This is a genomic window from Actinokineospora guangxiensis (assembly GCF_042657845.1).
GTDB classification, from domain to species: Bacteria; Actinomycetota; Actinomycetes; order Mycobacteriales; family Pseudonocardiaceae; genus Actinokineospora; species Actinokineospora guangxiensis.
The window spans coordinates 51072-70411 of the sequence record NZ_JBHSKF010000014.1 but is presented as its reverse complement, the minus strand read 5'-3'; the positions used below and the strand labels follow the sequence as shown (position 1 = coordinate 70411).

At 65.5% G+C, this 19340-nt stretch carries 8 protein-coding genes and 1 pseudogene; 3 read left to right on the top strand and 6 right to left on the bottom strand.

Annotated elements, in window-relative coordinates:
• Positions 1-41 precede the first annotated feature (41 nt).
• The gene (locus tag ACFPM7_RS23530) at positions 42-3395 is read left to right on the top strand and encodes a hypothetical protein (protein ID WP_378249906.1); all 3354 of its coding nucleotides are present in this window, start codon (positions 42-44) and stop codon (positions 3393-3395) included.
• A complete protein-coding gene (locus tag ACFPM7_RS23525) occupies positions 3382-7989 on the top strand; it encodes a DEAD/DEAH box helicase (protein WP_378249905.1) in 4608 nt (1535 codons plus the stop codon). Before ACFPM7_RS23530 ends, ACFPM7_RS23525 begins: the two co-directional genes overlap by 14 nt.
• On the opposite strand, the gene ACFPM7_RS23520 is transcribed toward ACFPM7_RS23525, so the two are convergent.
• A complete protein-coding gene (locus ACFPM7_RS23520) occupies positions 7884-8297 on the bottom strand; it encodes a helix-turn-helix domain-containing protein (RefSeq protein ID WP_378249904.1) in 414 nt (137 codons plus the stop codon). The genes ACFPM7_RS23525 and ACFPM7_RS23520 overlap by 106 nt on opposite strands.
• A gap of 349 nt (positions 8298-8646) precedes the next feature.
• On the opposite strand from ACFPM7_RS23520, the gene ACFPM7_RS23515 reads away from it, so the two are divergent.
• Positions 8647-10005, top strand: a complete 1359-nt coding sequence (locus ACFPM7_RS23515) for a hypothetical protein (protein ID WP_378249903.1) — start codon at positions 8647-8649, stop codon at positions 10003-10005.
• 31 nt (positions 10006-10036) lie between these two features.
• Here ACFPM7_RS23515 and ACFPM7_RS23510 read toward each other — a convergent pair whose 3' ends face one another.
• The 5 genes and pseudogenes from ACFPM7_RS23510 to ACFPM7_RS23490 form a co-directional block, all read right to left on the bottom strand.
• The gene (locus ACFPM7_RS23510) at positions 10037-11329 is read right to left on the bottom strand and encodes a VRR-NUC domain-containing protein (protein ID WP_378249902.1); all 1293 of its coding nucleotides are present in this window, start codon (positions 11327-11329) and stop codon (positions 10037-10039) included.
• 1193 nt (positions 11330-12522) lie between these two features.
• Positions 12523-14955: a hypothetical protein gene (locus tag ACFPM7_RS23505; RefSeq protein WP_378249901.1), complete on the bottom strand. Its 2433-nt coding sequence runs from the start codon at positions 14953-14955 to the stop codon at positions 12523-12525.
• A 447-nt stretch (positions 14956-15402) separates the two neighbouring features.
• Positions 15403-16570, bottom strand: a pseudogene (locus ACFPM7_RS23500) (IS3 family transposase).
• Between the two features lie 38 nt (positions 16571-16608).
• Positions 16609-16815: a hypothetical protein gene (locus ACFPM7_RS23495; RefSeq protein WP_378249900.1), complete on the bottom strand. Its 207-nt coding sequence runs from the start codon at positions 16813-16815 to the stop codon at positions 16609-16611.
• Between the two features lie 979 nt (positions 16816-17794).
• Complete coding sequence (locus tag ACFPM7_RS23490; RefSeq protein ID WP_378249899.1) at positions 17795-19159, bottom strand: AAA family ATPase; 1365 nt, start codon at positions 19157-19159, stop codon at positions 17795-17797.
• Positions 19160-19340 lie beyond the last annotated feature (181 nt).

Sequence of the window (19340 nt, the reverse complement as noted above, 5' to 3'; positions counted from 1 at the left end):
ATGAGTCGGTCAACAGTCCTGACCGCATGAGGAGGCTGCCGATGGTCGTAGAGCGGCGCGCGGCTGTCGGCTCGCCCCGGAAAGTCACCCCCGACGAGCTGCTCGACATTCGGGAACGGCAGTGGTCTTCCCGCCTTCGAGGATGTTCGCTCGTGGCGGAGTTGGAGGTCAAGGACGAGCATTCCCGGCAGGCGGCGAAGACCCTCGGTCGGATGTACGACAAGTGGGTCGCGCTAGGGCAGGCGGAAGTCATCTTCACGCGGTGGCCCGCCTGCGTCGCAGTTGCCCTCACGGGGATCGCCGCCCGCGAGTACCGACAGGGTGAACTGTGGCCGGAGTTGTGGAGGAGCCTGGAGTACGACGGCGACCAGTATGACCGGGTCACCTGGGGGCAGGGGTTCCACAGCGCGGTCCGCAGGCTCGGCATGCCCGACTTCACGGAGATGGGTACCAGGTATGTGGGACCGATCCTCATGCATACGGGCATCCCGACCTACTGCTTGGACGACTACTTCCACCTCGTTGCTCACCGCAGGGCACTCGACCCGGATCTCGACCCGGAAGGATTCCTCGACTGGGCGACCGCGGTGCCCAACAGGCTCAATGAATTGGATGTGCCCGCCCGCCGGTTCCTGCAGCACGGAAGCGACTACGCGCTCGACTTCGTGGGCCGCACCTATGACCTGCTGGACCGGCTCGGCGACTTCACTCCCGACCTGGAGGGCGTGGCACTGCCTGCACGGGTGGTGATCCGTGCCCAGGAACTCGTTTCCGACGGCGTTCTGCGGCTTCAGCCGCGACGTCCCAGCGCATCGAGCCGCCGTCGCGCCAACCGGCCGCGCATCGGGCTCGACCCGTTCGGACGCGGCGTCGAGGTGATCCTGCCCGCGCTCGACGAAACGGTCGGCGGTTCCGCTGCATGGACGGTAACCGCCGACGGCACCACCAGGACGGTTCGCAGCCAGGCGCAGTGGGAAGGGCTGGCGGAATCGGTGCCGCCCTCCGCCTTCACGCTGTTGAAGCCGGTCCGTACGGTGCTGGTGGCGATGGACGGCAGCGGCGACCGGACAGAGCTGACGGTCGTCGACGCCAAGTCGCCACTCCTGGTCTTCTCAGCCGACGGCAGGCGCTTGGCAGCCAACCTGCCCTTACCTCCCGACGACGTCTGGGTCGTTCACCCGGATGAGCACGAACTGGTCGCGGACGGTCCGCTCCAGGTCACCATCGAAGGTCAACTCCCCCTCGGGTGGATCGGTTGGAGACTCAGACAAGTGCGCCTGGCCGGTGTCCGCTCCCTTGAATTGGCGGGTATCCCGGCTACGCGGCGCGCCATCCGCGGTCATACACGGCCGCGGATCGAGGTCGGTCGCCCTGTCGTCGGTATCACCACCCCGTACAGCACCCCGGTGCACTCCGAACTCCCCGCGATCTGGCTGCCGGGTCGCGAGGACGCGGAGACGAAGTGGACCATCGAGCTCCGACGAAGCGGAGACGACATTCCCGTCCTGACCACGAGCCGCACAGTCAGGGCACCGCAGTCGTTCGCGGGATTGTGGGACGACCTGCCGCGCCCGGTGTTGGGGTCTTTCGACATCACGGTGCGCGGACCGCTCGGTCGGGGGGCGAACCGCACGTTGTTTGTCGCGGAAGGGCTGGAGAGCCGTTTCCAGCCGGCGGTCCGCGTTTTCGAGGGAAGCGGTCTCCAACGCGGGCGGGCGGAACTGATCGCACCGGTCGGGGCTACGGCCGCTCCGCGCGTTTTCGACTTCGTCTCCGACGTGAAGGCCGAGGTCGTCGAGTACCGCACGTCGACCGAGACCGAGCCCTTGGTCGTTACGCCGCCGCATCTGCAGGTGATGCACGAACGAGCCGACCAGTCGCTGGTCTGGTCGGCAGGGTCGCTGCGCATCGCCGCCGACGTGTTCGCCGATCAACCGGGCGTGCTGCTGGTCCGGGTGCCCGGGGCCGCCACCATCCCACCGCTCCAGGTGGTCGTGCCCGGAGCGGTCGTCCAGACGGTGCCGCCGAGCGGTCGGGTCGAGGCCGGTACAGCGCGTTACAGCCTGGTCCGCATCGCGGACACCGTCGCCGAACACCACGGCGTGGAGCTGGTGCTCGATCTCGGCGGGACGCCGGTCAGGATGGCGACCGTCCGCCCACGCCGCCTCGCGGAGGGCATCCGGCGAGCGGACGACCGCCTCCAACTGGTCGCGCCCGTCCTCATGGCGGGCCTCACCGCCGGCATCTACGCGACGACAGCACCGTGGCGTGGTCCGACCGTCGTGCCGGTAGCCAGCGACGGGTGTGTGCACCTGCCACCGGAGTTGCGCCAGGCGGGGCCCCTCCTCGTAGAACTGCGCGTCGACGATCCGTGGGTGCCCGTCGAGTGGCCCAGTTGGCCCGAGCAGTACATCACCGTGTTCGGAGAGGGGCACCTGACCGGCGGGGATCCGGAAGAGGAAGCGCTGGCCCGGTTCGTCTCGGGCGCGGGTGGGTTCCCGACGAACATCCGCGAGCTGCGCAGGCTCTGGACATTGATCCACTTGGCGCCTCGGCTGCGCACCGCCAGCGACGTCGTCGACTTCCGGAACGCGTGTGCCGGCCCGTTGCGGCGTAGCACCATCGACGCGCTCAAGGCATTGGTCGACCTGCACCTGACACCGGACCAGACCGTGACCGCGGTGATCACGGCCGGACTGGCGTCGTCCTGCGTGCCCGGTCGACAACACGCCGAGGCGGCACGGCTGCTCTGGGCGATGTCACCCCTGGCCGGAGCCCTGATCGGGGCCACCATGGACGGCGACTGCCTCGACACCGCCCGCCGTCAGTGCGGTGACTCCGTCGACACGATCACCGCCAAGACGAACGACCCGCACGCGGGTGTCGGGAGGTTCGGTCCCGAGACAGTCCCGTTGACCGCCATGTCGCCCCAGCAATTGGAGGGCATGTGGCGGGCCGCCCAAGTGGTGCCGCACGCCCTGCTGGACCCCGACAGCAGGGCGGCCGCCGCCCGCAGGCTGTTCGACCGGCGGGACGACGACCGTGCCAGGGACGTGGGACGGTCGGCCTCGATGTGGTTGAGAAGCCTGACGGACCTGGTGGCCGGCCGGCCGGTGCTCCGAGCCCAGATCGAGGCCCGCAAGCCACCGGCGGGCAGGTCGGGGTGGTGGACCATCCCGGCCGCGTCCTCCGCGTTCGCCATCGTCGCGAGGCTCGCCGCGAGGGAAGCGCCAGCTTGTCGCGGTGCCGAGCTGGGATTCCGACAGGTCTGGGCGCGCTTGGCCGAAATCGCTCCCGAGTTGGCCGTGCTCGACCTGATCTTGGCCGAGCTGTTGATCACGCATGAAGAGGGGGAGCGAAGTGAGCCGCACCTTGGACTCGTTGGCGACCAGTGACCTCATCGTCGAGAGCTACCGTCGATACCTGGGTTCCCTCCTCCCGGTCCGGGAACCGCGGATCGCGAACGCACTCGCACAGGAGATCGCCCGGAGTCCAATCCTTACCAAGGGGCCGCTGCTCGAAGCCACACCGCCGTACGTCACCGGAGCCACCCTGCGCGAGCTGATCGACCGAGGCGTCCTCAGCCCGTCCTTCGCGGCCCTGGGGAGCCGGGCGTTGCCCCTTGACCGTCCGCTCTACCGGCATCAGGAGCAGGCACTACGCAAGGCGGCGCAAGGCCGCAACCTGGTGGTGGCCACAGGCACGGGATCCGGCAAGACCGAGAGCTTCCTACTTCCCGTCCTGGACTCGTTGGTCAGTGAGCATGCACGCGGTGAGCTCGGATCGGGAGTGCGCGCCCTGCTGCTGTATCCGATGAACGCACTCGCCAACGACCAGCTCAAGCGGCTCAGGAGCCTGCTGGCGGACATCCCCGCCATCACGTTCGGCCGTTACACGGGGGACACGCCGGACAGTGTTCGTCGAGGTGTCGAGTCCTTCGAGGCGCTCAACCCGGGGGAGTCGCGCCTGCCGAACGAGTTGCTCAGCCGCGAGGAGATGCGAGCGCAGCCCCCGCACCTGTTGTTGACCAACTACGCGATGCTGGAGTACCTGCTGCTCCGACCGGCCGACCTGGAGCTGTTCGAGGGGCGGAGCTGGCGGTACGTCGTCCTGGACGAAGCCCACGTCTACGACGGAGCCAAGGCCGCCGAGGTTGCCATGTTGCTGCGCAGGCTACGTGACCGAGTGGCACCCGACGCGGAAGTGCAGTGCATCGCCACGAGCGCGACCGTCGGTGACGACCCGGTCAAGGTGATGGCTTTCGCGACCAAGCTGTTCGACGCCACCTTCGACTGGATGGAAGGCGACCTCACGCGCCAAGACCTGGTGCGGGCGGCCCGCGTGGAGATGCCGACCGGACCGTTCTGGGGACCGCTTTCGGGGTCCACCTACCTCGAACTCTCCCTCGAAGCCGATCTCGGCGCAGAGGTCCTGCGACTGGCCAAGGAGCACGGGTTCGCCGCCGACGACGCCGGGACGGCGCTCGCCCACGAACTCGGCATGGCCCAGCTGCGGTCCAAGCTGGCGCAACGACCTGACACGCTCGACGCGCTCGCCGCCGACCTGCTGCCTGCGGAGAAACACCCGCGCGAGGTCTTGGCGGCGATGGTCGCGGTGGGGAGTGGGGTACGCGACAGTGGCGGCTCCCCGGTGTTGTCTGCTCGCTACCACCTGTTCGCCCGCGCCACCGAAGGCGCGTTCACCTGCCTGACCTCATCCGGGCCGCACGTTTCCCTCGGCAGGCACGAGACGTGCCCGTCCTGCGAGGGCGCGGTGTTCGAGTTCGGTGCCTGCAAGCGGTGCGGCGCTGTGCACCTCACCGGCACAGTGCTCAACGGTGACCGGTTCGTTCCGTGGGCTGGCGGGGAAGGCAGGAAAGGTTGGTTGCTGCTCGGCGACGCCCCGATGCTGGTGGACCAAGACGACGACGCGCTGGAGGACACTCGACCCCTCACCGCTCAGGACCGCTACCTCTGTGTGTCGTGCGGCACGCTCCACACCACCCTGCGCACGGACTGCGGGAGGGCCGGATGTACCGGCGACCTGCTCTGGCCCGTCCGCTTGCTCGATACGCACGAGGACTCACCCAGTGGCTGCGCCTCGTGCGGCGCGAGGGGCCAGTCGGGCATGGTTCGCTTGTTCGAGAGCGGCAACGACGCGGCGGTGTCCGTCCTGGCGACCGCGCTCTACCAAGCGCAACCACCGTCGCCCGATGACGACCTGGCGGATCAGCCTGGTGAGGGTCGCAAACTGCTCACATTCAGCGACAGCAGGCAGGCTGCGGCGTTCTTCGCGCCCTACCTGGAAACGAGCTACTCGGGCATCCAGCACCGCACGCTCCTGCTGAAAGGACTGGCTGCGGCAGCTGGTGACGACGAGTCGGCTGCTGTCGCCGATCTTGCCTTCCACACGGCGAAAGCCGCCGATCGTGCCGGTGTCTTCACCCGCCGCATGTCCCGTCAGGAGCGCGAGCGCGAAGTCCTGCTGTGGGTCATGCAGGAGTTGGTGGCCGTCGACGACCGCCAGTCCCTGGAGGGCTTGGGACTGCTTCAGGTCGAGTTGGGCCGCGGTCGTGCTTGGCAACTTCCCCCAACTCTCCGGGCCCTAGGACTCACCGAGGACGAGGGGTGGGCGTTCCTGGAGGAACTGCTGCGCAGCCTGCGACAGCAAGGTGTCCTCGACATGCCGGAGGGGGTCGACCCGAACGACGAGGCGTTCGATCCGCGTCGAGGGCCCATCTACGTCCGGGAGGACGGCGCGGAACGCAAGCGGAAGGTGCTGAGCTGGCTGCCCACGCGAGGGGTGAACCGTCGACTCGACTACGCGGACCGCGTCCTGCGGGCGCTGGGTTCGGACATGGACGCCACAGATCTCCTGCGCGGGTGCTGGAAGCTGATCACCAGCTGGTGGGACGGGTGGTTGACGACGGAGAACGTTCGCGGACTGGGCGCGGTCCGCAGAATCGACCACACCTGGCTCAAGCTGGTACCGGCCCGTCCTGCGCACCGCTGCGATCGTTGCCTGCGGATCGCGTCGTACTCGGTGCGGGGCGTCTGCCCCACGCTCGGGTGCCCGGGGCTACTGCACGAGTTCATCATCCCGCCCGTAGTCGAGGACGACAACCACTACCGGCTGATGTACGCGTCGATGAACCCGGTGCCCATGTCGGCGATGGAGCACACCGCGCAGTGGACCAGCCAGGAAGCCGCCGACATCCAACAGCGGTTTGTCAACGGACAGGTCAACGTCCTGTCGTGCTCGACCACCTTCGAGTTGGGGGTGGACGTGGGCGAACTCCAGTCCGTGGTCCTGCGGAACATGCCCCCGACGACCGCGAACTACGTGCAGCGCGCCGGTCGGGCGGGTCGGCGCACCGACTCGGCGGCGTTGGTGGTGACCTACGCGCAGCGGCGCTCCCATGATCTCACCCGTTTCGCTGACCCTATCTCGATGATCGCGGGCGAGACCCGGGCGCCACACGTTCCCCTCGGAAACGAGCGGATCGATCGTCGCCACGCCCACTCGATCGCGCTGTCCGCGTTCTTCCGGCACGCCAAGCGGACCGCCGGTGAGACTTGGTCGACCGCTGGTGACTTCTTCCTCGGCGACCGGGCACCGTCCACCCGCATTCGCGCGTTCCTCTCACCCGTTCCACGGGAGGTTCGCCAGTCGTTGGTGCGCGTCCTTCCCGAACGAGTCCGGGATGAGATCGGCGTGGACACCGCCGCATGGGTGGACGAGTTGAACAAGCTGCTGGAGGAGGTTCGCGCCCAGCTCGTTCAGGACGTTTCGATCTTCGAGGAGCGCAGGTTGCGTGCCTTCGAGGACCGGAAGGGCCACCTCGTCACCCGCTACGAGATGGCAATCAACACGCTCACCAAGCGGGATCTGCTGGGTTTCCTTGCGAACCGCAACGTCCTGCCGAAGTACGGGTTTCCCGTCGACACCGTCGAGCTGCGCACCACCTACTCGAGCTCACCGGTCGGCCGCAAGCTGGAACTCACGCGCGACCTGTCCGCGGCCATCCACGAGTACGCCCCCGGCGGCGAGGTCGTTGCAGGTGGTCACCTGTGGCGTTCGGGAGGCGTCTACCGTCTTCCCGATCGGGAGCTGATCGGCAAGCACTACTTCGTGTGCGAGCACTGTCGGCACTACTGGGAGGGGGAGGACGACATCGCCCCAACCTGTCCCTCGTGCTCGGTGGTCGCGACCCGCGCGCCGAGGCAGTACTACGTCCCCGAGTTCGGCTTCGTCGCGGAACCGGAGCCACGCCGAACCACCACCACGCCCCCGAAGCGGAGTTGGAACGGGGCGACCCACGTCTGCGCGCTGGCGGCCGAGGCGACCACGACGACCACCTGGCTGGCGCCCAGCGGTGGAGCCTTGGATGTTGTGGCGGGGTCGCGCGGCAGGTTGATCGCCCTTTCCGAGGGCCCTAACCGCGCAGGATACCTGATCTGCGACTGGTGCGGTGCCGGTCGCGCGCTCGACGGCAGCAGGCCGAAACCGACGCACGAGCACCTGCTCCGGGGCACCGAGTGCACGGGTCCGATGAGGCAGCGCTCACTCGCTCACCCGTACGAGACCGACCTGATGAACCTCACCTTCGGTCCCCTGGCCGGGCCTCAGACAGCTGACCAGGGTGCGTGGCGATCGCTGCTGTACGCCCTGCTCGAAGGTGCGGCCGAACGACTGGAGCTGAACCGGGATGATATCGACGGAACCCTCCACCCGCGTTCAGGCGGTGGTATCGGCATCGTTCTGTTCGACACCGTTCCCGGAGGCGCGGGCGGCGTGCTGCGCATCGCCGAGGCGCTGGACGGGGTCGTGGAGGCGGCGCGGGACCGGGTCCGTGACTGCGACTGCGGCGCCGAGACCTCCTGCTATGGCTGCCTGCGCGGGTACCGGAACCAGTGGTTCCATGAGGAGCTGACCCGGCGGGCCGCGTTCGAGGTGCTCGAACCACTCATCGGTATGTCGAAGTCGTGAGGTGATGTGAAGCCGAAACGATGCTCCCTTGAGCTAGCTGACAGTGGGCTGGCAGCCGGGGTAGTCGTGGCGTATCCGTGCTCGATCAGGTCGGTCGGGGTGCAGTCGAGGATGGCGCACAGGGCGATGAGCACGGTCAGTGAGAGGCGTTCGGGTTTGTCGGTGACCAGCCGGTAGACCTGCGATGGGGACAGCTCGACGCCGCGTTCGCGCAGTAGCGGGATGAGTTCGGTGGTCTTCCACAGGTCGTGGGCGGCCATGAGCCTGCGCAGGTTCCAGTGGAATCCCAGCTTCCGCCGTCCCAGCACGGACCACGCCGCTCGGAGGGTTGGGCGAGCGCGGCGGAGAGCGTGTGGTCGAGGGCGGCCTGGAGGAGCGGGAGCGGCTGGTCGCGGCTCGCTCTCGAGTCTGCGGTTGGCGCCGATGCGGAAGGCCTAGCAGTGCGGCGTTTACGTGCTGCCAGGCGGGTGCACGGGGCCTTGTGGGTCGCCTATGCGGCCCAGGTTGGATTGGATGAGCCTTTCGGGGTGAACCTGGCTTGGTGTCTGAAGGAACCGCTTGCGTCGTCCGATGATGTGACTGATCAGTAAGTAGCTGGGCTCGTTCGAGTGCATTGGTCCTCGAACCGTTGAGCTAGGAGTTGGTGAGCATGTTGATGTGCGCCGGTGGGATCCACTTAACGAACGCCAGCTGGCGATACTGAAACATGTGGCGTCCGGCGGGGATCTCGGCGTCGTCGATGCTGCCGCGAAGCGATCAGCGCGAGCGCTGTATGACCGGGGGCTGATCGAACTTGGTCAACAAGGTCGTTGGAACGCCGGTCTCACGCAGGCGGGCCGCTTCTACCTTGACCGCGGTGTCCACCCCGACCATCCCTCGGCGGCGCCAACAGGAAAGGAACCGCGGCCTCCTCAATGGCGGGTGCGTCCGTCTCGCGCTCCTGCCCCCACGCAGCTGAGTACGCAGCGGTTGGCCGCGGCGACTGACCTGATCGATGAGCTGACACAGGGACGGGGTCGCAGGGAGATCTGCTTGGCAGACGCGGCCGCGGTTGCCGCGGTACGCAAGACGGTGGACTTCGCCAAGCGGCACCGGCTCGTGCCTTCGGGCAAGCGTTTGGAGATGCGGACGCGGTCCGGTCTGCTCCAGATTCGCCTGGAAGATGGGGTTCACCTGAATGCCCGGGGCGTAATCCTGGGCGGCCTGGTGCCGGTCCAGGTGCCGACACAGCTGCGGGGCATGCACCAGGTTGTTGAGGCACTGCGAGCTGATCATGAGCGCTTGGTCCTGGCTGGGGATGAGCGCAGGCGGGCGTTGCTGCTGTTGCACGGGTTGACCCAGGAGGCTGTGCGTCGCGGCTACTTCGTTCGCACGGTCTCGACCGGCGCGGATCGCCTCCAGCGTCGCGTACCGAACGGAGTGATCGACCTCGAGGTTGGCGATGACGTGCTCACTGTGGCGATCGCGTCGACCACGATCAGAGGGCCTGCCCCAGCCGTGGGTGGGCTGGCAGTCGAAGTTTGGGAGGCCAGCTCTCATCGCATGATCGGCCGTTGGGCTGATCGACGAGACTGTCGGGCCGAGGACGGCCTGGCGAGTTTGCTCAAGGTGGCGGAGGATCGCGCGGCGACCGCTGAGCGCGAGCGGGCCGAGCTGCACCATCAGTGGCAGGAAGCTGTGGGTCACGCCAAACGCGAGGTGGCGCGCGACTTCTTGGCGCGGGAGATCAAAGACCAGGCGCACAACTGGCACGAAGCCCGTCGCCTCCATGCCTATTGCGACGCGTTGGAGGAGGCGATTCGGTATGCGTGTGGCCCTGATGAGTGCGACATCGAGAGCGCCTGGGCGTGGCTTGACTGGGCGCGGGACTACGCGGACGGTCTTGACCCGCTCAGCATGGACCTTCCAGGCATGACCCCGCCTCCAGAACCTCGACCTGCTGACCTTGAGCCCTATCTCGATGGCTGGAGCCCGTACGAGCCAGCGCGGCAATCTTGGCGCACCTGGAGACGATGAACGGACTGAAGCAGCCCCGGCCGGACTGCTGCTAACCGAGGGCCAGCCTCTCGGTTCGGTGCACCTTGACGATGTGAAACGGGAGATGGAGCGTCTGGTGGTTCAGCGTGACCCATGTCCGTTGGTCGTCGCTGAGACGATCACCGCTCGACTTCACCTCGATCAGCATCGGCTCGGCGGAAATCGGCCCTTCCTGCTTCCAGGTGAGCAGATCGGGCCAGCCTAGGTAGCGCCCCCAGTAGTCGGCAGCCAGGTACTCGAGGATTGCCTTGATCTTTGAGGCGCCGAGGACCGTGATCAGGGTTCGGGCACGGTCCTCGTCGTCCCCGGTGTAGGCCCACAGGTACTGGCGAAGGGATCTTGAGGGGTCCAGCCAGTAGTCGTAGTTCCAGAGGAGCTCGTTGAGGTCGTCAGGGACGAACGCGAGGTGTTCGGCAAGGGCGTGTGCGCGGCGTCGCGAATGGTTCGGGCTGCCGAAGTCCTCGGGCAGCAAGAGGGGGATGAGGCCGTGTTGGTCGGCACCTACGCCATCACGACCACCGAAGTACACCACGCGGCAACGCGGGTCGGAGATGTCCGACACCCATATCCACATCAGGGTGCCAAAAAGACAGTGAACGGGGCGGCTTTCGAGCGGCAACACCTCGTGGCCGCGCGACCGCTCGTCGTTGGACACGAACTCCTCGACGGTGACAGCCAACGACGGGTCGACTGTGCCGACCGGCACCACCATCACCTTCTGCTGAGGGCTGGGAGTCAGGTAGCTCCCGGGAACGGCCCGCACTTCGACGTTCGCAGCGCTCAGAACGTCGGCGTCGGAGGGGCGTGAGACGTCGTATCGTGGCTCGGAAGCGTGCCACGCACGCACCTCTGTCAGCACGTCAGCCCCGATGCGGTCGAAGTCTCCGCGATGAGCTCGAACCAACTCGTCGTAGAGAGAGTGTCCCTCACCGTCCAGGAGCGGCAGACCTTCAACGCGGCACCAGTCGAGAAACCGAGATCGGGTACGGGTCCACAGCTCGTGCCAGTAGTAGCGATGGATGACGCTTGCAGTTCCTCGATGGGCTGCCGTAGGGTTCGCGGGCGGAAGGACGCTGCGGCAGTCGAAGCAGATGCCCTCGGTCAACGGATGTGTGACAGAGACGTGCTCTCTGGTATCGGCGTCCACACCTCGCAGCGCCTGATGAGGCAGGACGTAGACGGCGATGTCTCGTGCGCATGCGCAGGTGAGCACGGCGTCGCAGTCGACACACACGAACTTCCGGAGCAGCTCCCAAGGGCTGAGGAGTTCGACGTCGGTGTGTTGATATGCCAGCACGGTCATCAATCGATGGTCTCAGGTGGACGACCACTTGCTGTGCCGCCACGCCAGCGGATGTGCTTGCAGGAGTCGCCGCCGAGCTCCTCGCCCCGAGCCTGGAAGGCCGGGTCTTCGAACAGGTTCATCCCACGAGCGCAGCAGTTGACGTATACGCGAGCACCACTGCTCCGAGACCCACAGCGATGCTGATGAGGGCGTTCAGTGCGGCGAGGAGATATGACTTCCACTCGACCAGCGACAGCGTGTCGTAACTGAAGGTGTCCGCCGTCGCCGCCACCATCCAAGCGCGCCTGCGGGACTTTCCCGAGGTCGACAGGGGCAAGACACCCGGCCCGGTCACCTTGGAGGACGGCAGCGTGCTCCCGGGGCCGTGACCGGCAACCCGCGGATGGGCGGACAAGTGTGGTTCGGCGAGGACAATGCCCGCGACGCCGTGGTCGAGACCGACCTCGTTGCTCGAGTGCCGACAGCACCGCCGTGGGCGATCTACCCGTTCCAGCCCGACCTGTGCGCGCGCCTGCTCTGCGACTTCGCCAGGACACCACATCACCGACCACGGGGACCTGGCCCTGGCGGTCACCGACGGCACCAGACCCCTCGGCCTCCCCTGGTCAACCATCCAACAAACCCTGCTGCTCGAACTGGCAGATCTCCACACCTGGGCGTCAGGGATCGTAGCCGTGTTCAGATCAGCCAGCACATGCTGTGGAGCACTCACGGCCGGTCTTCGCCCGCGAACACGCGGTCTGGATCTAACCCGACGCCGCAGCCAGTGTCCGAACAGGAGCGCCCATCGCCCCGAATCGTCCCTCAGCGAGCGCGTCCGCTCTTGCCACCGTGTGGGCGCCGCAGGACGCTGCGCTTGTACGGCCGAGGCCACAGATGGTGCTGCGACACACGGTGAGTCGGAGCTTGAACGTCGAATCCCCGAGGTACCCAGATGGAGCGAAACTGGAGATGCGAGCACGCCTGAGCAGACGTCAAGTGCGCGGGAGTGACTGCAACGGAGGCGAACTGAGAGACCTATCTATGTTTTCTCAGGTCAGCGCTTGATCTGGGCGCGTCCGGGAGTTGAGGGTACGCTACTTCAAGGAAACTCCGGACGGAACAACCAGCCTTGACGTGACTCCATCACCGGCACCAGCGCTTTATGGGTGAGTTGCAGACGTCGCACGACCATCGACAAGGAGCACTGGCTAACGGCGCTTGCGTGACGAGCGCGTTCTCCGACGGTGTGGAGGGAAGCCCTGGAAGGCTTCAGGGCCCTTGAGCGGTATCCGAGAGCACAGCGCGTCCAAAACAGGGTCCGGGCCGGGCGTGCGGTTGTCGTAGAAGGTGCTGATCAATCTCCCCTTGGAGTCGTAGAGGAGGCCGAAGCCCCGGTCGAGTTGTAGTTGGTGCTTCTTGGCGGTCGTGTACTCGCGGAGACGCTGTTGCGACGCCTTCGTGGAAATGGCGGGCGCCGTGGTCATCAACACAAGCAGCACGCTGTCGCCGCGTCGCGTGCCCATGGGGATGGCTTGGCTATGAGGTAGGCCGTCGGCTCTAGTCTGGGCTGCGAGGCGAGTGCCGGCGGTCGCGCAGTGGCGCTGAGCACTCTCGTCGAGGTGCAGCAGGGTCGCGGTCAAAGCGAGCCAGCCCGAGTCGCGCCGTTCGGCGAGTTCGTCGATGAGGTTCAGCATGGCGAGATTGGCCTTCATGCGGGGCTTGTCGATCGGTGTGGCGCGGATGCCGAGCTCGTGGAAGTACCAGGCGTCTAGGGGGTCTGTGAGACTGGTCAGCAGCTCCAAGCCCTGCCGACGGTGTCGGCGCCGATCTCTGGTGCGGGGTGCGCCGAGTTGGGGCAGCGCGTCATGGACTTCGTCCGGGTCGGGCTCGACATAGAGCTGCGCGGCGAGGAAGTGCAGGAAGAAGTCGAGTTCGTCGACGGCGTGGAACCGGCGAGTGGTGTCAGGTTCGGTGCGGCGGCGCAGGTAGAGCAGCAGTTCGGCGGGGCGGTCGATGAGTTCGCTGATGATGCGCAGGTCATGTAGAGAGACGGTCCAGGGCAGGTCGTCGGTGGTCAACAGGCCGCTGGTGACCAGTTCGCTGGTGATGGTGGCGATGCCGGACAGGTCTTCGAGGCTGACCGCGACGGTGTGGATCTCTCGGATTGTGGTGAGGTCGAGCCAGGTCTCGTCGCGCAGACGCAGTCCTCGGTCGTGGAAGATACGGCGGCGGAGACGGTCGCCCTGGTCGGCGGCATCGGTGACGATGCGGCGCAGATCCTGGCGCAGTCGAAGTGGATCTCCGGTGCGTGAGCGCGGCCTCAGGGCCACGGCCTTGGCCTCGATGATGATTGCGATGTCGTCGAGCAGCAGCAGGCCGTCCCCCTCGACGAGCTTGGTGTAGGAGGCGGGGTGCCTCTCGGTGTCCCGCGCGGGGACGAAGTACTCGAACCCGAGGTGTTGTGCGCAGCCGGGCAGATGAACGGTGATCAGGCGGGCCGCCTCTGCTTCCAAATACGCGCCGCGGTGTTTGCTGTAGATGTTCCAGGCGTCGGTGTCATGACGCAGCGCGTCTTCGACGCGTTCGCGAATCGCCGGAACCAGCAGCGCGTGGTGCACCACGGTGTACTCGCCTTCGGGGGTGGCGAGGACCGGGCGGGTGCGGAAAGGCGATTTGCCCTCGAAGAACTCAAGGACTGCGTCGACGGGCGGGCGAACGCTCATCGGGGTCGAGAACAGGTCCAACACGGTGGCGATCGTCCGGACATCGAGGTCGACTGCGGCGGCGAGCGTCTCAGGGGTGTGCATCGCGTTCGCCCCAGGGCCCACGGCGAGGCGACCGAGCAACCGCCGTGCCTGTTCGAGGTCGGAGGCGCTCAGGTCGGTGACCCCACTGTCCGCCAGACCGGCCAGCCTCTCCAACGCATCGAGGTTGTTCGTCCAACTGTCGGCGGTGAGCCGCTGCAACACCGCGAACACCGTGCGGATATCGCTCACGGTGCAGCCCAGGACTGAGCGGCACGCCGCTTCCACCGCAGGCTCGTCGAACAGAGCGGTGAGCGTGTCCTCCACCATGTGAGGGTAGGAGGAGTTACGCACCGCCACCTCGCGCAACCGCGTCCCGAAACTGATCCGGTGCAACGCGTCGTCGCGATCGACGCTGAACATGTTCAGCACCTGGCCCGCATCCATCAAGTTTTGGAGGTGCGCCTGCAGCGCACCGATGACCTCGCTCGGGTTTGGCTCCACATCGCCCGGCGGCGTGGTGCCCGGCCGGGCACCACGCGAGGCGAGGATGAGCGCGGTCAACTCAATCATCGCCACGGTGGCGCCGTGCTCGCTTTCCCGGTACGTCTCGGGATCGACCAAGGAGGCCCGGAGCTTGACGGCCTCCAACACGTCGAAGGTGTCGACGTGGGCCACTGCGGCGGCGATCTTCTCGACCGCGTCGTCGAGGCGTTGCCTGGCCAACGGAACAACCGCCGCCGGATCACCGGACAGCGCCAGGTACGAGTCCAACCGGACCGCGCTGTCCAGCAGCACGCTCGTCGAAGGGAACTGATCAACGCTCGTGTGAACCCTCCGTGCCGCGCGCTCCCGCTTCTTGCGCTTCGCGGTCCGCTTCCGCTGCTGCTTGGACATGGCGGGCACCGTACAGACCAGCACCGACAAAGTCCGTACGGTCGACTTGCGGTGAGCTTGAAACTGCGGTGAGGCGTCGTTTCCGAGGCATGAGCGAGTGCTGTTGATTGAGCCAAGTGGCGACTACGTTGCGGCTCCGGTGCAAATTGCGCGATAGGCGTGGCGTGCCGGAATTGACCTTGGTTTTCGAAAGTCCGGCGGCCTCATGATCAAGAGAATGCCTCAGGGACCAGGTTCTAGGTTGCGACGATCGCACCGCTGAACCTCGGCGAGCGCGTAGGCGGGACGCCACGCCACGTCCTCGAAGGCGGTGTTGGCGATCGAGGCCGCAGGGTTGAAGTGGCTGCCGCTGACCGAGCTGAAGATATACGCCGACTACATGTTCGGCTTCATGCTGGTTCGGCGTCACTCGAACGGGTCTGCTGCACCGATAGGTGACAGTGGTAGTCACGCGGCCTGGTTGGCCGGTGGGGTCATGCTGGTCTCGTACTCGATGGGGGTCAATCGGGTCAGGGATCGTTGGCGTCTGCGGCGGTGGTAGGTGCGTTCGATCCAGGTGACGATCGCGGTTCTCAGGTGTTGGCGGGTTGGCCAGGTCTGTCGGTCGAGGACGTTGTTCTGGAGCAGACCGAAGAAGGATTCCATGGCGGCGTTGTCGCCTGCGGCGCCGACTCTGCCCATGGAGCCGATCATGTTGTTCTGGTGGAGGGCGCGAACGAACTTTCGTGATCGGAACTGGGATCCGCGGTCGGTGTGGACCACGCATCCGGCCACGTGACCGCGTCGGGCGACGGCGTTGCGCAGGGCGTTGACGGCCAGGCGGGACTTCATTCGCGAGTCGATGGAGTAGCCGACGATCCGTCTCGACCAGGCGTCCTTGATCGCGCAGAGGTAGAGCTTGCCTTCCGTGGTGCGGTGTTCGGTGATGTCGGCCAGCCACAACCGGTTCGGTCCGTCGGCGGTGAAGTCGCGCTGGACGAGATCGTCGTGCACCGGCGGCCCTGGCCTGCCGCCCTTGCCCCGCCGCCGCGTGCGGCTGAACGCGCTCCACCAGCGCATGCCGGAGCAGATCTTCCAGGCGGTGCGCTCTGCCATCGGCTGCCCGGCAGCGTGGGCCTCGTCGGCCAGGAACCGGTAGCCGAACTCCGGGTCGTCGCGGTGGGCTCGAACAACGCGTCCGCACGGTATGCCTCGGCCAGTTCGGCGTCGGTGACCGGGCGGGTGAGCCACCGGTAGTAGGGCTGTCGAGCGATGTTCAAGACCCGACACGTCACCGCGACGGGGATCCCGTCGGCGGCCAGCTCGGTCACGAGCGGGTAGATCCTTTTCCCGGCAAGTTCGCTTGCGACAGATACGCCGTCGCCCGCCGCAGGACCTCGTTCTCCTGCTCGAGCAGCTTGATCCGCTTACGCGCCTCGCGCAGCTCGGCCGAGTCGTTCCTGGTCACACCAGATTTCACGCCCTCGTCGACCTCGGCCTGGCGCAGCCACTTGAACAACGTCATCGGATGGACCCCGAAGTCCTTCGCGATCTGCTCGACCGTCACGCCGGGCTCACGCTCACGCGCGACCCGCACGACGTCATCGCGGAACTCCCGGGGGTAGGGCTTGGGCACAGCGACATCCTCCCAGGCCAGCCTCACGGCTAGCCAACTCAGATGTCACCAATCCGTGCAGCAGACCCCGCCTTCCACTGCAGGTCGCGCACGTAGCTGACGGCGGAGCCGCCGAAGATGCCGTCGATGTCGCCTGCGGCGTAGGCGATGCCGGAGTTGCCGGAGCCGTGGATGGCCGGGATCTGCCAGGGGATGGCCAGGGTGCCGCTGTGGTCGCCGGTCCACTGCACGGCGCGGCGCTGCACGCCTGCCCAGCCTCCGGGCCATCCGCAAGGATGCGGTCGCAGAGTTGCTGTGTCCCGTGCTGCTCACGTTGGCCGTCACCGTCGCAGAGCATCGGGACGCGCACTCCGGGGAGGAGTCGCTGGCCGATACCGCGCTGTGGGCGAGGCTGCGGCTGTTGCCCTGGCCGATGCCGTCGAACGGGTGGGTAGCGACAGCCTGTGACGCCCCTTTAGCAGGCTTGCCTCTGTAAGCTCGACAACTTGATTTACAGATTCTACTCGGCTTGGTCCGCGAGGATCCACGCCGTCAGCGATTCTGATAGCTCTTCACCAAGCGCTTCCCACGCATAAGGAAGCCGCGCCAATTTCTCCAAAGCCCGTAGTACATCGCCGAAGGGTTCGCGACGCAAAGCGGCCGCAGACAGCGCAGCCCCTTCAATGTTTCCAGCAAGAACTTTACGATACCAAGAATTCAGTACGTCACATGATGTGACGTACGCATCGAATCGACCCTGTATCAGATCTTTTCGATTTAGGCCGAACACTCTGATACTCTCCACCCCCTTCCGAGTACGCCCTTCATATTCCCCTATTGTTATCATCAATTCAAGATGGTCGGCAGGGTCGTCAACAGAAGGATCGATGAGGAGGCATTCCCCAGTCTTATCGTCGCAGGGGTACTCTTCTCGCTTAAAGTTGCTGTTGCAGCGCGAGCATGCAAGCAGGTGATTATGCCAACAGAAGGTATTCAGTGGGGTGCGAGCTATAGGCTCGAAGTGGTCGATATCAGTACCAAGACTATCGAGACAATACATACAGCGCAAAACGCCAGGCGCCATCTTTTCCAGAAGAGTGCGAATCTCGTCCTTTGCGGCATCCGCGAGCCGCCAAGTATCCCTTGCCGCTTTACTGGTCGCTCCCAGACTTTGAATAGCCTCAGTGCGGGTGCAGCAAAGTCTGATGAGTCTTTCGGTGGCTGGCGGCCGATTGACTGGAATCATTAATCATCGTCCAGTCGCGCTGCCACCTCGCGTACCCTCGCGGAACGCGAGCTACGCAGTTCTGCCGCTAGATCGCGATACTCGAAAGCTTCCTGATCTGTAGCTTCCCCCGCAAGGACCTTCCGTTCCAGTCTGACGAGATTCCGACGTTGCTCTTCAGCCCGGCTGGAGTATGGGGACTCCAGGCCAAACAGTTCCGATAGCACTGCATCTTCCGCACTGCCGTACACGATTCTGTGGTATAGCGCGTCATCAACGACCTCTGGCGGGCTTTTCTCCTCTGGCCCCGGTAGACGGATTAGGCCGCCAGGGTCAGCCGCCTGGCAGATGTACGGACTATGGGTGGTGACAATGAACTGAACCTGCGGAAAATGGGTGCGCAGCCATTCTCCAAGTCGACGCTGCCAGGTAACATGTAGGTGCGCATCCACCTCATCAATGATCACGACGCCGGGCATCTGAACCACAGTCTGACCTTTATCGCCTGTGTACACGTTCAGCGCCCCGTAGGCGTTCTGCAGTTGCCTTACGACATCCAAGACAAGTGAGGCAACGGTGCGAAATCCGTCACTCATCTCGCTGAGTGGATACGCACGTTCACTCTCACCGGCTGGCGATATCCAGAGCCCCTCTGAACTGACTCGCATTGCTTTGTAACCGTCTGGCAAAAGCCCGTCGGAGAGCAGGGCCAACACAGTCTGTAGCAGTTCAGATGCCTGCGCTTGTTCTTCCAACGCTCTCAGATGTAGCTCTTTAAGCCAGTTCACACCTTCGGAAAGAGAAGCGTCTTCATGGAAGAGTGATGCCATTCGACCTGCCGGACCAGGTGCAAGCATCAACCGCTGAGCCTCACCGGATCCGCCGGTAAGGCGCCGGAATGGCCCGTATCCAGCACAGAACCAGCCTTGTGGCTGGTCAGCCCAAGGCCCGCGTGCCGCACTTTCCCATCCTTCGATAGTATTGTGGGGTGACAACTTGGGTTGACGCGGTGTGGAATAGGGCGACCAGCTTGGCGCGTCTTCCGGAACAGCCCAATCCAATCCAAGCAGAATGGGAACATCAGGCGCCCGACCACGCCCAGTGAGTTTATCGACAGAATAATTTGGACGTACCTGCACCCGAGTCGATGCGGCAGCTCTGCCACTTGTGATCCAGCCGCTGAAATCCTGCATCAGCGTGCGGGCCACTTGAGGACCGGCAAGTGTGAGTGCGAGAGCGCGCAGGAGTGTGGATTTCCCTGAACCGTTACGGCCAGCGATCACTGTCCAGCTACCACCGTCTTTGGAAGGTAGCGCGATTTCATTTACAGCACGCGCCCCCGTGAATCCTCGAACGTTCGATAGACTGATCCCGGTAACATACATTCGCCCTCCTTCCTGTGCCTGACGCTCGTGGCGTCAGCCTCTCATGCCGCACCGACACAGACGAGGAGGCGCTCGCCTTGTTGGCCGCAGTCCATCAACAACGGGTGAACGCTCCTGTCTGCCGCACCGGCCGGCGCTGCTCAGCGAGAGGTTGCTGGTTGCAGCGCACGGCTAGGTGAGG

Coding starts and splice junctions, on each gene's coding strand:
- ACFPM7_RS23530 (WP_378249906.1), top strand. CDS start 42: ATGGTCGTAGAGCGGCGCGCGGCTGTCGGCTCGCCCCGGAAAGTCACC.
- ACFPM7_RS23510 (WP_378249902.1), bottom strand. CDS start 11,329: ATGACCGTGCTGGCATATCAACACACCGACGTCGAACTCCTCAGCCCT.
- ACFPM7_RS23505 (WP_378249901.1), bottom strand. CDS start 14,955: ATGTCCAAGCAGCAGCGGAAGCGGACCGCGAAGCGCAAGAAGCGGGAG.
- ACFPM7_RS23490 (WP_378249899.1), bottom strand. CDS start 19,159: ATGTATGTTACCGGGATCAGTCTATCGAACGTTCGAGGATTCACGGGG.